Origin of the sequence: Streptomyces sp. NPDC102490, from assembly GCF_044765285.1 — a bacterium.
In the GTDB taxonomy this organism is placed as follows: Bacteria; Actinomycetota; Actinomycetes; order Streptomycetales; family Streptomycetaceae; genus Streptomyces.
This window is the reverse complement of the sequence record NZ_JBIWJU010000012.1, coordinates 269,073-281,975: the sequence shown is the minus strand read 5'-3', so window position 1 is coordinate 281,975 and position 12,903 is coordinate 269,073. Positions and strand designations below refer to the sequence as shown.

At 74.4% G+C, this 12,903-nt stretch carries 10 protein-coding genes; 7 read left to right on the top strand and 3 right to left on the bottom strand.

The features are described from left to right. Positions 1–174 precede the first annotated feature (174 nt). The 4 genes from ACIRGB_RS27865 to ACIRGB_RS27850 all read left to right on the top strand — a co-directional run bounded on the left by ACIRGB_RS27865 (position 175) and on the right by ACIRGB_RS27850 (position 5,980). Positions 175–798, top strand: a complete 624-nt coding sequence (locus ACIRGB_RS27865) for a GntR family transcriptional regulator (RefSeq protein WP_076973989.1) — start codon at positions 175–177, stop codon at positions 796–798. Positions 799–1,222: 424 nt separating this feature from the next. Beyond that, positions 1,223–3,928: a pyruvate dehydrogenase (acetyl-transferring), homodimeric type gene (gene aceE / locus ACIRGB_RS27860; RefSeq protein WP_403870614.1), complete on the top strand. Its 2,706-nt coding sequence runs from the start codon at positions 1,223–1,225 to the stop codon at positions 3,926–3,928. Between the two features lie 70 nt (positions 3,929–3,998). Beyond that, complete coding sequence (locus ACIRGB_RS27855) at positions 3,999–4,982, top strand: helix-turn-helix transcriptional regulator (protein ID WP_403870611.1); 984 nt, start codon at positions 3,999–4,001, stop codon at positions 4,980–4,982. Positions 4,983–5,458: 476 nt separating this feature from the next. Next, positions 5,459–5,980: a DUF4240 domain-containing protein gene (locus ACIRGB_RS27850; protein ID WP_403870717.1), complete on the top strand. Its 522-nt coding sequence runs from the start codon at positions 5,459–5,461 to the stop codon at positions 5,978–5,980. Between the two features lie 22 nt (positions 5,981–6,002). On the opposite strand, the gene ACIRGB_RS27845 is transcribed toward ACIRGB_RS27850, so the two are convergent. After that, entirely contained in the window at positions 6,003–6,920 is a 918-nt protein-coding gene (locus ACIRGB_RS27845; protein WP_403870714.1) for a peptidoglycan recognition protein, read from the bottom strand. 109 nt (positions 6,921–7,029) lie between these two features. Between ACIRGB_RS27845 and ACIRGB_RS27840 the strand changes: the two genes are divergently transcribed. Continuing rightward, a complete protein-coding gene (locus ACIRGB_RS27840; RefSeq protein WP_403870608.1) occupies positions 7,030–8,214 on the top strand; it encodes a MarP family serine protease in 1,185 nt (394 codons plus the stop codon). On the opposite strand, the gene ACIRGB_RS27835 is transcribed toward ACIRGB_RS27840, so the two are convergent. Beyond that, positions 8,204–8,728, bottom strand: a complete 525-nt coding sequence (locus ACIRGB_RS27835) for a GNAT family N-acetyltransferase (RefSeq protein ID WP_403870606.1) — start codon at positions 8,726–8,728, stop codon at positions 8,204–8,206. The two genes, ACIRGB_RS27840 and ACIRGB_RS27835, sit on opposite strands and share 11 nt — an antisense overlap. A 72-nt stretch (positions 8,729–8,800) precedes the next feature. On the opposite strand from ACIRGB_RS27835, the gene ACIRGB_RS27830 reads away from it, so the two are divergent. Both ACIRGB_RS27830 and ACIRGB_RS27825 read left to right on the top strand, forming a co-directional pair. Continuing rightward, a complete protein-coding gene (locus ACIRGB_RS27830; protein WP_403870604.1) occupies positions 8,801–9,745 on the top strand; it encodes a TIGR01777 family oxidoreductase in 945 nt (314 codons plus the stop codon). A gap of 155 nt (positions 9,746–9,900) precedes the next feature. After that, complete coding sequence (locus tag ACIRGB_RS27825; RefSeq protein WP_403870601.1) at positions 9,901–11,253, top strand: NAD(P)/FAD-dependent oxidoreductase; 1,353 nt, start codon at positions 9,901–9,903, stop codon at positions 11,251–11,253. Between the two features lie 14 nt (positions 11,254–11,267). Here ACIRGB_RS27825 and ACIRGB_RS27820 read toward each other — a convergent pair whose 3' ends face one another. After that, entirely contained in the window at positions 11,268–12,731 is a 1,464-nt protein-coding gene (locus tag ACIRGB_RS27820; RefSeq protein WP_403870598.1) for a regulator, read from the bottom strand. Positions 12,732–12,903 lie beyond the last annotated feature (172 nt).

Sequence of the window (12,903 nt, the reverse complement as noted above, 5' to 3'; positions counted from 1 at the left end):
CGGAACCTTCCGGGCGGGGGCATCACCGTGTTCCGGCCGGGGCACGCTGTGTAAGTCTCGTCTCACCTGCGTCAAAGCGCCCCCGTGCGCCCTTCCCGCCCGCCGTGACGGCCGTATTGTTTCTCCACGTCAGTCGCCCCAGGGTCCGAAGGGGACCCTCCCGAAGGAGCTCTCATGACCGCGCCCGTCGTCCACTCGCTGCGCGAACAGATCCGCGAGCACATCCTGGAAGGGATCATCAGCGGACGCTGGCAGCCGGGCGAGCGGATCGTGGAGCGCCGGATCGCGACCGAGCTGGAGGTCAGCCAGACGCCGGTGCGGGAGGCGCTGCGGGAGCTGGAGTCGCTGCGGCTGATCGAGTCGGCGCCCAACAAGGGCGTGCGGGTGCGCAACCTGACCGCCGCCGACCTGGAGGAGAGCTACCCCGTCCGGGCCGGCCTGGAGGCGATCGCGGCCGAGCTGGCGGCGGACCGGCTGGCCCTGGACTGCTCGGCCCTGGAGCCGCACGTCGCCGCGCTGTACGAGGCCGACCGGGTCTCCGACGGCACCGGCCAGGTGCGGCACACGGTGGGCTTCCACCGGGAGCTGGTGCGGGCGGCGGGCAACTCGGTGCTGCTGCACACCTGGGAGGGGCTGGGGATCGAGGTGTTCACGGCGCTGTCGATACGGTGGCTGGGGACGGTGCAGCAGTCGTACGCGGAGGAGCACGAGGAGCTGGTCGCGGCCTTCCGCCGCCGCGACCCCCGCATCGCCGAGATCGTCAAGTCCCACGTCCTGGGCTGCGCCCCTCGCGCCTAGTTGTCTTCGTCCCCGCCGCCCCTTCCCTTCCCGTCCCTGGGGGCTCCGCCCCGCAGACTCCCTTTCGCGCAGTTCCCCGCGCCCCTGGAGAAGGGCGCAGCCCTTCCAGGGGCGCGGGGAACTGCGCGCGAAACCACGATGCACCCGCACCCGCGACACAACCGAACCACCCGAGCCGCACCGCGCTCACCTGCACAAACCCTCGACTTCCAGGTCACCCCGTGCCACCGCCGGAGGCACCCCGTGCCGACTTTCTCGTGATCAAGAGTTTTTGCTCCTCAACCCTTTGATCGATCATCGATCAGGGAGTTACAGTCACAGGCGGGCTTCCACCCAAGCCCACCGCCCTGTCCTGCCAAAGACCTAGGGCACCCCCGAACCCTTGACGATGAGGGAACCCCCTTCGACTGAGGAAGGCGGCGACATGACGACCGACCCCAAAGCCATCCAGCCGAGCGAGCTCGACCAGCTCCCGGACCGCGACCCCGAGGAGACCGCCGAGTGGCAGGCCTCCCTGGACGCCGTCACCCAGGCGGCCGGGCCGCACCGTGCCGCGTACCTGATGCGCCGCACGCTGGAGCGCGCCGAGGGCGCGGGCCTGGCGCTGCCGAAGCTGCTGGAGACCGACTACGTCAACTCCATCCCGACCGCCGACGAGCCCACCGTGGACGGCGACGAGGAGCTGGAGCAGCGGATCACCGCCTGGAGCCGCTGGAACGCGGCGGCGATGGTGACCCGCGGCAGCAAGTACGGCGTCGGCGGCCACATCGCCACCTTCGCCTCCGCGGCCTGGCTCTACGAGACCGGCTTCAACCACTTCTTCAAGGGCAAGGAGGGTGACGGCTCCGGCGACCAGCTCTACGTCCAGGGCCACGCCTCCCCCGGCATCTACGCCCGGGCCTTCCTCGACGGCCGCCTGAACGAGGAGCAGCTCGACAACTTCCGCCGCGAGGCCGGGGGTAACGGCCTGCCGTCCTACCCGCACCCGCGCCGGCTGCCCTGGCTGTGGGAGTTCCCCACCGTCTCCATGGGCCTCGGCCCGATCTCCGCGATCTACCAGGCGCGGTTCAACCGCTACCTGACCAGCCGCGGCATCAAGGACCTGACGAACTCCCACGTATGGGCGTTCCTCGGTGACGGCGAGATGGACGAGCCGGAGTCCACCACCGCGCTCACCCTCGCCTCCCGCGAGGGCCTGGACAACCTGACCTTCGTCATCAACTGCAACCTGCAGCGCCTCGACGGTCCGGTCCGCGCCAACTTCAAGATCGTGCAGGAGCTGGAGGCCCAGTTCCGCGGCGCCGGCTGGAACGTCGTCAAGTCGCTGTGGGGCACGGCCTGGGACGAGCTGTTCCAGCTCGACACCACCGGCGCCCTCGTACGCCGGCTGCGCGAGGTACCGGACGCCCAGGTCCAGACGTACCAGACCCGCGACGCGGCCTACATCCGCGAGGACTTCTTCGGCAAGGACCCGGCGCTCGTCGAGATGGCGAAGCTGCTGTCCGACGACAAGATCCTCGAGTGTTTCCACTACTCGCGCGGCGGCCACGAGTCCCGCAAGGTCTACGCCGCCTACCGCGCCGCGCTCGCCCACAAGGGCGCGCCGACCGTGATCCTGGCCCAGACGGTCAAGGGCCACACCCTCGGCGCCGGCTTCGCGTCCAAGAACGCCAACCACCAGATGAAGAAGCTCTCGGTGGACGAGTTCAAGGACATGCGCGACCTGCTCGGCCTGCCGATCAAGGACAGCGACTTCGTCGACGGCGTGGTCCCCTACGGCCACCCGGGCGCCGACTCCCCCGAGGTCCGCTACCTCCAGGAGCGCCGCGCCGCCCTCGGCGGTCCGGCCCCGGCCCGCCGCGTCCACCCGCTGGCGCCGCTGCCCGCGCCCGCCGACAAGGCGTTCGCCTCCTTCGACAAGGGTTCCGGCTCGCAGAGCGTGGCCACCACCATGGCCTTCGTCCGCCTGGTCAAGGACCTGGTCCGGGACAAGGAGACCGGCAAGCGCTGGGTGCCGATCGTCCCCGACGAGGCGCGCACCTTCGGCATGGAGAGCCTCTTCCCGTCCCTGGGCATCTACTCCCCCAAGGGCCAGACGTACGAGCCGGTCGACCGCGACCAGCTGATGTACTACAAGGAAGCCAAGAACGGCCAGATCCTCAACGAGGGCATCACCGAGGCCGGCTCGATGGCCGACTTCATCGCCGCGTCCACCGCGTACGCGACGCACGGCGAAGCGATGATCCCGTTCTACATCTTCTACTCGATGTTCGGCTGGCAGCGCACGGCCGACCAGATGTGGCAGCTCGGCGACCAGCTCGGCCGCGGCTTCCTGGTCGGCGCCACCGCGGGCCGCACGACGCTGACCGGCGAGGGCCTCCAGCACGCGGACGGTCACTCCCCGGCCATCGCGGCGACCAACCCGGCCGCGCTCTCCTACGACCCGGCGTTCGCGTACGAGATCGCCACGATCGTCAAGGACGGCCTGCGCCGCATGTACGGCGAGGCGGCCCCGGGCGAGGACCCGAACGTCTTCTACTACCTGACGGTCTACAACGAGCCGATGCCGCAGCCGGCCAAGCCGTCCGCGCCCGGCGTCGACGAGGGCATCGTCAAGGGCCTGTACCGCTTCAACACGGCGGAGACGGCGGGCCTGACCCCGGCCGCGAACGCCCCGCGCATCCAGCTCCTGGGCTCCGGCACGGCGATCCACTGGGCGCTCAAGGCGCAGCGGCTGCTCGCCGAGGAGTGGGGCGTGGCCGCCGACGTGTGGTCCGCGACCTCCTGGACGGAGCTGCGCCGGGACGCCCTGGACGCCGACGCGGCGCTGCTGCGCGGCGAGGAGCGGGTGCCGTACGTCCGCCGGGCGCTCCAGGGCGCCGAGGGCCCGGTCCTCGCGGTCTCCGACTACATGCGCCAGGTCCCGGACCAGATCGCGCAGTGGGTCGAGCAGGACTACTCCTCGCTCGGTGCCGACGGCTTCGGCCTGTCGGACACCCGTGACGCCGCCCGCCGCCACTTCGGCGTGGACGCCGAGTCCATCGTGGCCGCGGCCCTGGCCCAGCTCGCCAGGCGCGGCGAGGTCAAGGCGGCGGCCGTGAAGGAGGCGCGCGAGCGCTACGGCCTGTAGAGGTCCCGAGCCGTCACGGAAGGCCCCCGCCCCGGCGGGGGCCTTCCGCGTCCTCCTGCATCATGTGGGGATGCGCGCTGCCCGCCTCATCAAGATGGTGCTGCTCCTCCAGTCCCGGCCCACCATGACCGCCGCCGAGCTGGCCCGGGAGCTGGAGGTGTCGGAGCGGACCGTGACGCGGGACGCGCAGGCGCTGTCGGAGGCGGGCGTGCCGGTGTACGCGGAGCGGGGCCGGGCCGGCGGCTACCGCCTGATCGGCGGCTACCGCACCCGCCTGACCGGACTGGCCCGGGGCGAGGCGGAGGCCCTGTTCCTGTCCGGGGTCCCCGGGGCACTGCGCGAGATGGGCCTGGAGGACGCGGCCTCGGCGGCCCGCCTGAAGGTGTCGGCGGCCCTGCTCCCCTCCCTGCGGGACGCCTCCCGTACGGCGGCCCAGCGCTTCCACCTGGACGCGCCGAGCTGGTTCCGCGAGCCGGAGACCCCCGAGCTGCTGCCCGCGGTGGCGGACGCGGTCTGGGACGACCGGCGCGTCGCCGCACGCTACCGGCGCGGGACGGACGAGGTCGTCCGCGACCTGGAGCCGTACGGCCTCGTGCTGAAGGCCGGGATCTGGTACCTGTGCGCGCGGGTCGCGGGGACGGCGGGCGACGGCCCCTTCCGCGTGTACCGCATCGACCGGTTCACGGCGGTGGACCCGGCCGAGGAGCGTTTCACCCGGGACGACGGCTTCGACCTGCCCGCGTTCTGGGCGGAACGGGCCGAGCAGTTCGCCCGGTCGATCCTGCGGGCCGAGGTCGTGGTGCGGCTGTCGGAGCGGGGGGTGCGCGCGCTGCCGTACGCCGTCGACGCGCTGTCCGCCCGGGAGGCGCTGGAGGGCGCGGGGGCGCCGGACGCGGAGGGCTGGGTGAGGGTGACGCTGCCGGTGGAGTCGGAGGACGTCGCGCACACGCAGCTCAGGGGACTCGGGCCGGAGGTGGAGGTACTGGCGCCGGCTGCCCTGCGGGAGCGGTTCGCACGGGATGCGCGGCGGTTGGCGGGGTTGTACGGGGGGTGAGCCCGCCCTCCGGGTGCCCGGGGCGGTCGCGGGCCCGGCGCTGCCAAGGTGCCCGGCGCGGGTGCGGGCGCGGGGTGGGTCGCGCGACCCGGCGCTGCCGGGGTGCCCGGCGCTGGTGCGGGCGCGCGGCGGGGGACGCGGGCCGGCGCTGGCCGGGTGCCGCTGCGCCCACCCATGCCGCCCCAGCGGCACGACTGCCCGCAGCTACGGCGGGAGAGCCGCGTACGGCGAGAAGGGGTCGTGTCGGGGGGTGTCCGCCCGCAGCGGTTGGCGCGTCAACGCCGCGCGCCCCCGTAGCCGACCGATTTCGCGCCGTTCCGAGGACGGACACCCCCCGGCGCGGCCCCGACCCACCCACAACGCACCGCACACCCCCACCAAACCCGCACAGGCGCCGCAGGCATCCGCATCCGCACATAACGATCCGCCCCACTCCACGTGCGCCACCCCCGCCCAGGGCCGATGCTGGACCCGTGATGGACGAGACGGAGTTCTGGGAGCTGATCGACACCGCCCGGCAGCGCGCCGACGGCGACCCCGAGGACCAGGCCGACCTGCTCGTGGAGCGGCTGCTCGACCTGGACCCGGACCTGGTGCTCGACTTCGCCCGCCACTTCGAGGCCCGTTACAACCGCGCCTGCACCTGGGACCTGTGGGGCGCCGCCTGGGTGCTGCTCGGCGGGGCCAGCGACGACGCCTTCGACTTCTTCCGGTGCTGGCTGATCGGCCAGGGCCGCGAGGTGTACGAGGGCGCGGTGCACGACCCCGACTCGCTCGCCGAGCTGCTGGACGACTTCGACGAGGAGCTGGACGGCGACGGCGAGGAGCTGGGCTACGCGGCCGACGAGGCCTACGAGCAGCTCACCGGCACCGTCGCCCCGGACCTGGGCATCGCCCCCGCGCCCGCCGAACCGCTGGGCACGCCGATCGACCTGGAGGACGACCGGGCCCTCGCCGAGCGCCTGCCCCGCCTGTGGGCGAGGTTCGGACCGGAGTGACGCGCAGCGCCCGCCGGGACGGTCAGACCCGGCCCTGGAGGCGGGCCGCCGTGTCCCTGATGTCACCGAGGCGGGCGGCGAGGGCCGCGCCCGGACAGCTCGTCGCGTAGCCGTCGTCGTGCCCCGCCACCGCGGGCAGGTTCGCGGTGGCGCCCGCGGCGTAGCGGCTGAGCCCGTTGCTGGAGACCAGGGCGACCTTCGCACGCGGGTCGGTGCCGCTCTCGCCGAGCTTCCAGGCGGCCACGGCGGCGATCGCGTCGGTCAGCTCGCGGGGCACGGGCACCCCGGCGGTGTAGGTGCCGAGGGCGGCGATCCCGGTGGTGCGGTGGTTGAAGCCCTGGGTGTGGGCGCCGGTGACGGGCCGGTCGATCCCGCCGGCCCGGCCCTCGTAGACGGTGCCGCAGCGGTCGACGACGAAGTTGTAGCCGATGTCGTCCCAGTCCCGGGCACCGGTCTGCCCCTGGTACACCCCGCGGAGTATCGCCGGCACGTCCGCGCAGTCGTAGCCGTTCGGCGTGTCCGTGTGGTGGACGAAGACCGCGATCACCTGGTCGTCGTAGCGGGGGGCGGGCTGCGCGCGGGCGGCGGCGCCCAGCCAGTCGGACCGGGGCACGATGGCGGGCCGGGGCGCGGCGTACCGGTCGGTGGCGGCGGCCGGGGCCGCCCCCGCGTCGGCCGCCCGTTGCACGCCGTCGGCGCACAGGAAGAGCGCGGCGACGGCGGCCAGGCCGGGCAGGGCGCCGAGCAGCACCCGGACCGCGGCCGGCAGGCGGGCGGCGCCGGGTATGCGGGCGGGCCGTCGCTCCCGGGCCCGGCGCGGTCCTCGGAAGACTCGCATGGTCCTACTGTCCGGCCGTTCCGCTCTGTCCGCGATGTGGGCTGTGCCACGCGGTGGAACCATCGTCCCGGTGCGCGACGTTTCAGGGGTGACCGCACACATTCCGCTCGCACGGGTGGCCGCTTTTCGGACAGTCGCGCGACTCAGGCTGATCATCGGCCCGGTACGGCGCGTACTGAGGGTCCCGGGGTCCGGTAGAAAGGCGGTTCGCGTGGACCTGCTCGACATCGTGCTGGCACTGGTGGTGCTGGCCTACGCGGCTTCCGGCTACCGGCGCGGACTGGTGGCGGGCTGTGTGTCGCTGGCGGGCTTCGTCGGCGGCGCGGCGCTCGGCGTGTGGGTCCTGCCGTGGGTGACGGACCTGGTGGCGCGGGGCTCGACGGCGGCGACGGTGGTCGCGGTGGTCACGGTGCTGCTGCCGGCGATGGTGGGCCACGAGCTGGCGGGGCGTCTCGCGCTGCGGCTGCGCCGGGAGCTGGACGCCGGTCCGCTCCGGGTGGCCGACGGCGTCGGCGGGGCGGTGGCGAACTCGGCGGCGGCGCTGATCGTGGCGTGGGTGGCGGCGAGCGTCCTGGCGGCCTCCTCGGCCACGGTGCTCACCTCGGCGATCCGGGACTCGTCGCTGTTGGGCGCGGTGCAGCGGGTGATGCCGGACACCACCCCGGCGTGGTTCTCCGGAGCGACCTCGGCCCTCGCCGACGCGGGGTTCCCGCAGGTCTTCAACCCGTTCGAGAACGAGTCGGCCGCCGAGGCCGCCGAGCCCTCCGGCGACAGCGTCACGCCCGCGGCCACCCGCGCGGCCCGGCTCAGCACGGTGAAGGTGGAGGGCGTGACCGGCACCGAGGGCCGGGAGGGCAGCGGTTTCGTGTACGCGCCGGAGCACGTGATGACCAACGCCCACGTGGTGGCCGGCATCGACGCCCCGACCGTGCGGGTGGGCGGCGTGGGCCCGGCGTACGAGGCGCGGGTGGTGCTGTTCGACCCGGACAAGGACGTGGCCGTGCTGTACGTGCCCGACCTGAGGGCACCGGTGCTGCGGTTCGACGAGGACGCCTCGCGCGGCGACGGCGCGGTGGTGGCGGGCTATCCGCGAAACGGCGACCTGGATCTGCGGGCGGCGACGGTGGCCGACCGGGTCCGCGCCACCGGTCAGAACATCTACAACGACGAGAACGTCACCCGGGAGATCTACTCGATCCGCTCCACGGTCCGCCCCGGCAACTCGGGCGGACCGCTGCTGACCACCGACGGCCGGGTGTACGGCGTGGTGTTCGCCCGTTCCACCTCCGACGCGGAGACCGGCTACGTGCTGACGGCGGCCGAGGTGGCTCCCGAGGCGCGCGCCGCGGCAAACGCCACGCGTCCGGTGAACACGGGCGAGCCGGTCACGACGTGAGCGCGCCCTGGGCGGGGCCGTCCACCCCGCTCAGCCTCTGCCCCATCAGCACATCGTCGACGTACCGCCCGTCGAGGTGGAACTCCTCGGGCTGTACGCCCTCGACGACGAAGCCCTCCGACTCGTAAAGCTTGCGGGCGGCCGTGTTGTGCCCGAGCACCCGCAGGGTGATGCGGCGGAAGCCCTCCTGCCGGGCCTCCTCGACGGCGGCCCGGACCAGCGCCCGCCCCACGCCGTGGCCGCGGGCCGCGCCGGCGACGGCGAGGCCGCGGATCTGGCGGACGTGGGTGTTGGAGGCCAACGGGGTGGGAAAGCCGAGGCGGACGTAGCCGACGACGGCGCCGTCGAGTTCGGCGACCAGGTGGGCGTCGGGCCCGCAGCTGTCACGGAAGAAGGGGTCGTCCGGCCCCGGCGGGGGTGAGACGGCGTGCAGCGGGGACCAGGTCTCGAGGTCGATCCGGCGCAGCGGCTGTTCGTCCTCCGCCCTGGCGCGGCGTATGTGCGGGGCTGGCATGACGGTCACTGTACGACGCGGTGACCGGGACCGTTCCGTGGTTTTCCGCGGGCCACCCGGCAGGATGGGTCCATGGACGACGGACGGGTGAACGGCGCTCCCAGCAACCAACGCGCCGGCAGGGGACGCCCCCGCGTCGCGGTGGCCGGCGCGTCCGGTCTCATCGGCGGCGCGCTGGCGCGGTCCCTGGCGGCGGACGGGTACGAGGTGTGCCGCCTGGTGCGGCGCGCGCCCGAGGGCCCGGACGAGATCCGCTGGGACCCCGAGAACGGGCGGGTGGACGCGGCCGGGCTGGAGGGCTGCGACGCGGTGGTCAATCTGGCCGGGGCCGGGGTGGGCGACCGCCGCTGGACCGACGCGTACAAGACCCGCATCCGCAGCAGCCGGGTGCACGGCACGACGGCGCTCGCGGAGGCCGTCGCCGCGCTGGAGCGGCCGCCGCGCGTCTTCGTGAACGGCAGCGCGATGGGCTACTACGGGGAGACCGGCGACCGGCCCGTGGACGAGAGCGCGCCCCCGGGAGAGGGCTTCCTGCCCGGTCTGTGCGTGGAGTGGGAGGCCGCGGCGGCGCCTGCCCGGGAGGCGGGGGTGCGGACGGTGTTCCCGCGCACCGGTCTGGTCGTCGCGCGCGGGGGCGGCGCCTGGGGCCGGCTGTTCCCGCTCTTCCGGGCGGGGCTCGGCGGGCGGCTGGGCGACGGGTCGCAGTACTGGTCCTTCATCGCGCTGCACGACGAGGTGGCGGCGATCCGGCACCTCATGGACCGCGACGACCTGTCCGGCCCCTTCAACCTGACCGCCCCGCGGCCGGTGACGAACCGTGAGGTGACGGTGGCCATGGGCCGGGTGCTGCACCGTCCGGCGCCGTTCGCGGTGCCCGCGCCGGTCCTGCGGGCGGCGCTCGGCGAGATGGCGGGCGATGTCCTCGGCAGCGCCCGGGTCCTGCCGGCCCGCCTCCTGGAGTCGGGCTTCCGCTTCGCGTTCCCGGAGATCGACGGGGCGATCCGGGCGGCGCTGTAGACGAGCCCGTATGCGACCACCGTGCGACCGTGTGCCGCGTCCGGGCGATTCCCGTTGACCCTTCCGGGTCCTAACCTCGTCTCGAACTCGGGTATTCCTCAAGCCTGTTGGGGGCATGACGTCTCCAGCGGCCGCGCAACCTCGAGGAGGGGCACGTGCTTGAGCCCGCGTACCAGGCGGACGTCGTCGTCGTGGGGGCCGGGATCGCCGGACTCGCCGCGGCGCAACGGCTGACCAGCGCAGGAGTGACGACCACGGTCCTGGAGGCCGCCCCTACGGTGGGCGGCCGGATGGCCACCGAGAAGGTCGACGGTTTCCGGCTCGACAGAATCGGACAGCCGCTGTCCACGGCGTATCCCGAACTGCGCCGCACCCCCGGGCTCGACGGCCTCGCGCTGCTGCCCTTCGCCCCCGGGGTCCTGCTGCACAGCGAGGGCCGGCACCACCGCGCGGGCGCCCCGGCGGGCGTACGGAGCGCGCGGGGCGCACTCCATGCGGTGCGCGCCCTCGCGAGCGCCCCCCGTTCGGTGCCCGCGCCCCGCGCCCGGGCCGGTGCCCCGCTCGGCACCGCCGTGGACCAGGCCCGGCTCGGTGCCGCCCTGGCCCGGCTCGCGCACACGCCGGCCGAGCGGCTGCTGGTCCGGCCGGAGCTGCCCGCCGCCCGGGCACTGGCCACCCGTGGGCTGCCGGCCCGCACGATCGACGGTTTCCTGCGCCCGCTGCTCGCCGCCCTGCTGTACGACCCGGACCTCACGACGTCCAGCCGGTGCGCGGACCTCGCACTGCGCGCCTTCGCCGGCGGGCGGCTCGCGCTGCCGGAGGGCGGCGCCGAGGCGCTGCCGGAGCACCTGGCGCGGTCTCTGCCGCCGGGCACCGTGCACACCGGCGTCCGGGTCACCTCGGTCGCGACCAACGCCGTGACCACCGCGGAGCACGGCGTCATCCGCTGCCGGGCCGTCCTGGTGGCGACCGACGCCCGCGCGGCGGCCGAACTGCTGCCGGGTCTGCGGGTGCCGGACTTCCACCCGGTGACGGTGGTCCACCACACGACCGACGAGCCGGCGACCACCGGCGCGGCCCTGCTGCTCGACGCCGACCGGGGCGGCCCGGTCGCCCACACGGCGCAGATCAGCCAGGTGGACCCGTCCCGTGCGCCCGCCGGACGCACCCTGGTCTCCTCGACCGTCCTCGGCCCTCCCCCGCCCGACCTCGACACCGCCGTGCGCATCCACCTCTCCCGCCTCTACGGCACCCCGACGGCCCGCTGGGAGACCCTGGCCGTGCACCACACGCCCGAGGCGGTGCCCGCGATGCGCCCGCCGCACGACCCGCGCAGGCCGGTACGGCTGCTGGCCGGGCTGTACGTGTGCGGCGACCACCGCGACACCAGCACCGCCCAGGGCGCGCTGCACTCGGGCCACCGGGCCGCGGCGGCGATCCTGACCGACCTGGGCGCGGGCCGCCCGATGCACTCGGCGGAACGGACGGCGACGGCCCACGCCGCCTAGGACGGGGTCCGGCGCTATCCCAGGGCGGCCACCTTGTCCCGGTAGCCCCGGACCGGGGCGGCGTCCCGGTAGGGCTCCAGGCGGCGTTCGAAGTCGCGGACGTACTCCGCGGCCCGCACCGAGCGCATCTCGGCCGCCTGCCCCGCCGCCTCGGCGGCCAGCTGGCAGGCCTGGTCCAGCTCGCCGAGGCCGAGCCGTGCGGTGGCGAGGACGACCCGGCAGAACAGCCGGCTGCGGGCGTAGACGGGGGCGCGCAGTTGCAGCGAGCGTTCCGCGTGCTGGGCGGCGGCGCGGAACTGCTGAAGGTCGCGGTGGCAGTGCCCGAACTCGTCGGCGAGCTGCGCCTCGTCGAAGAAGCGCGCCCAGTGCGGCACCTCGTCGCCGGGCCGGGCGGCCTCCATCGCGCGCTCGGCCCGCACCAGTGCCGCCGTGCACGCCCGCACCTCGCCGAGGACGCCGTGCGCCCGCGCCTCGGCGGCGTGCAGCAGGGTCTGCACGACCGGCGGCGCGGAGGTCCCCACGCCCTGCTGCGCCACCCGGGCGAGCTGCACGGCCTCCCGCCCGTGGCCCAGGTAGACGGCCTGCCGGCTCATGGTGACCAGCACGTACGAGCCGTACGCCCGGTCCGCCGCCGCCTGCGACAGCCGCAGCGCCTGCACGAAGTACCGCTGGGCGAGCCCGTGCGCGGCGATGTCGTACGAGGTCCAGCCCGCGAGCCGGGTGAGGTCCGCGGCGGCGGCGAACAGCCGGCGGCCGGTCTGCTCGCCGTAGGTGCCGCGGAGCATCGGCTCCAGCTCGTGCTCCAGGTAGCGCACCAGGGCCTGGCGGGCGTGGCCCCCGCCGTACCGGTCGTCGAGACTGCGGAACAGCTCGCCGACCGAGCGCAGCGCGGCGAGGTCGCCGCCGCTGACCTTCTGGCCGGGGCCGCGCTCGGCGGGGGCCCGGCGCCGGGCCGGGTCGAGCGGGACGGCGAACCCGGGGGTCGCGGGGCGGCCCTGCGCGGGGATGCGCACGGGCACCTCGGTGCGGGCCACCTTCTCGTCGGCGCGGCCGATCAGCCAGTCCCGGCTGGGCACCACGAGCCCGGCCGGGGTGAAGGCGATCTTCCGCAGTTCGGCGTGGCTGCCGGAGTCCTTGCGCCACAGCCCGCCGACGATGTCGACCGCCTCCTCCGGGCTCCCGGCGAACTCCAGGCCCGCGTAGACGGGCGCGCAGGCGTCCAGGCCGAGGTCCTGGGCGGTCAGGCGGCGGCCCAGGCGCCGGGTGAAGACCTCGGCGATCAGGGCCGGGGTGGTGCCGCGGGGCTGCTGACCGCGCAGCCACCGGGTGACGGACGTCTTGTCATATCTCAGGTCCAGGCCGTGTTCGAGTCCGAGCTGGTCGACGCGACGCGCGAGACCCGCGTTCGAGAACCCCGCTTCGGCGATGAGCGCGGCGAGCTGGCGGTTGGGAGTGCGCTGCGCGGGTCGTTCCGTCATGGTGCGGTGCGGTCTCCTGCCTTCCGGGCGTTCGAAGTGCCCGGAGCGCCTGTGAGCAGCCCTTATGGCCTCGTGAACGGCGTGAATGTAGCGGAGAGTAAGCACCAGATCGCACAATTCGCCCGGCATTCATCCGATCGTGTGAGGATTGCCCGCCCGGCTGACGACGAGC

What these genes read in the sequence shown, in the direction of transcription:
- ACIRGB_RS27865 (WP_076973989.1), top strand. Translation starts at nt 175, where the DNA reads ATGACCGCGCCCGTCGTCCACTCGCTGCGCGAACAGATCCGCGAGCAC.
- aceE (WP_403870614.1), top strand. Translation starts at nt 1,223, where the DNA reads ATGACGACCGACCCCAAAGCCATCCAGCCGAGCGAGCTCGACCAGCTC.
- ACIRGB_RS27855 (WP_403870611.1), top strand. Translation starts at nt 3,999, where the DNA reads ATGCGCGCTGCCCGCCTCATCAAGATGGTGCTGCTCCTCCAGTCCCGG.
- ACIRGB_RS27850 (WP_403870717.1), top strand. Translation starts at nt 5,459, where the DNA reads ATGGACGAGACGGAGTTCTGGGAGCTGATCGACACCGCCCGGCAGCGC.
- ACIRGB_RS27845 (WP_403870714.1), bottom strand. Translation starts at nt 6,920, where the DNA reads ATGTGTGCGGTCACCCCTGAAACGTCGCGCACCGGGACGATGGTTCCA.
- ACIRGB_RS27835 (WP_403870606.1), bottom strand. Translation starts at nt 8,728, where the DNA reads ATGCCAGCCCCGCACATACGCCGCGCCAGGGCGGAGGACGAACAGCCG.
- ACIRGB_RS27830 (WP_403870604.1), top strand. Translation starts at nt 8,801, where the DNA reads ATGGACGACGGACGGGTGAACGGCGCTCCCAGCAACCAACGCGCCGGC.
- ACIRGB_RS27820 (WP_403870598.1), bottom strand. Translation starts at nt 12,731, where the DNA reads ATGACGGAACGACCCGCGCAGCGCACTCCCAACCGCCAGCTCGCCGCG.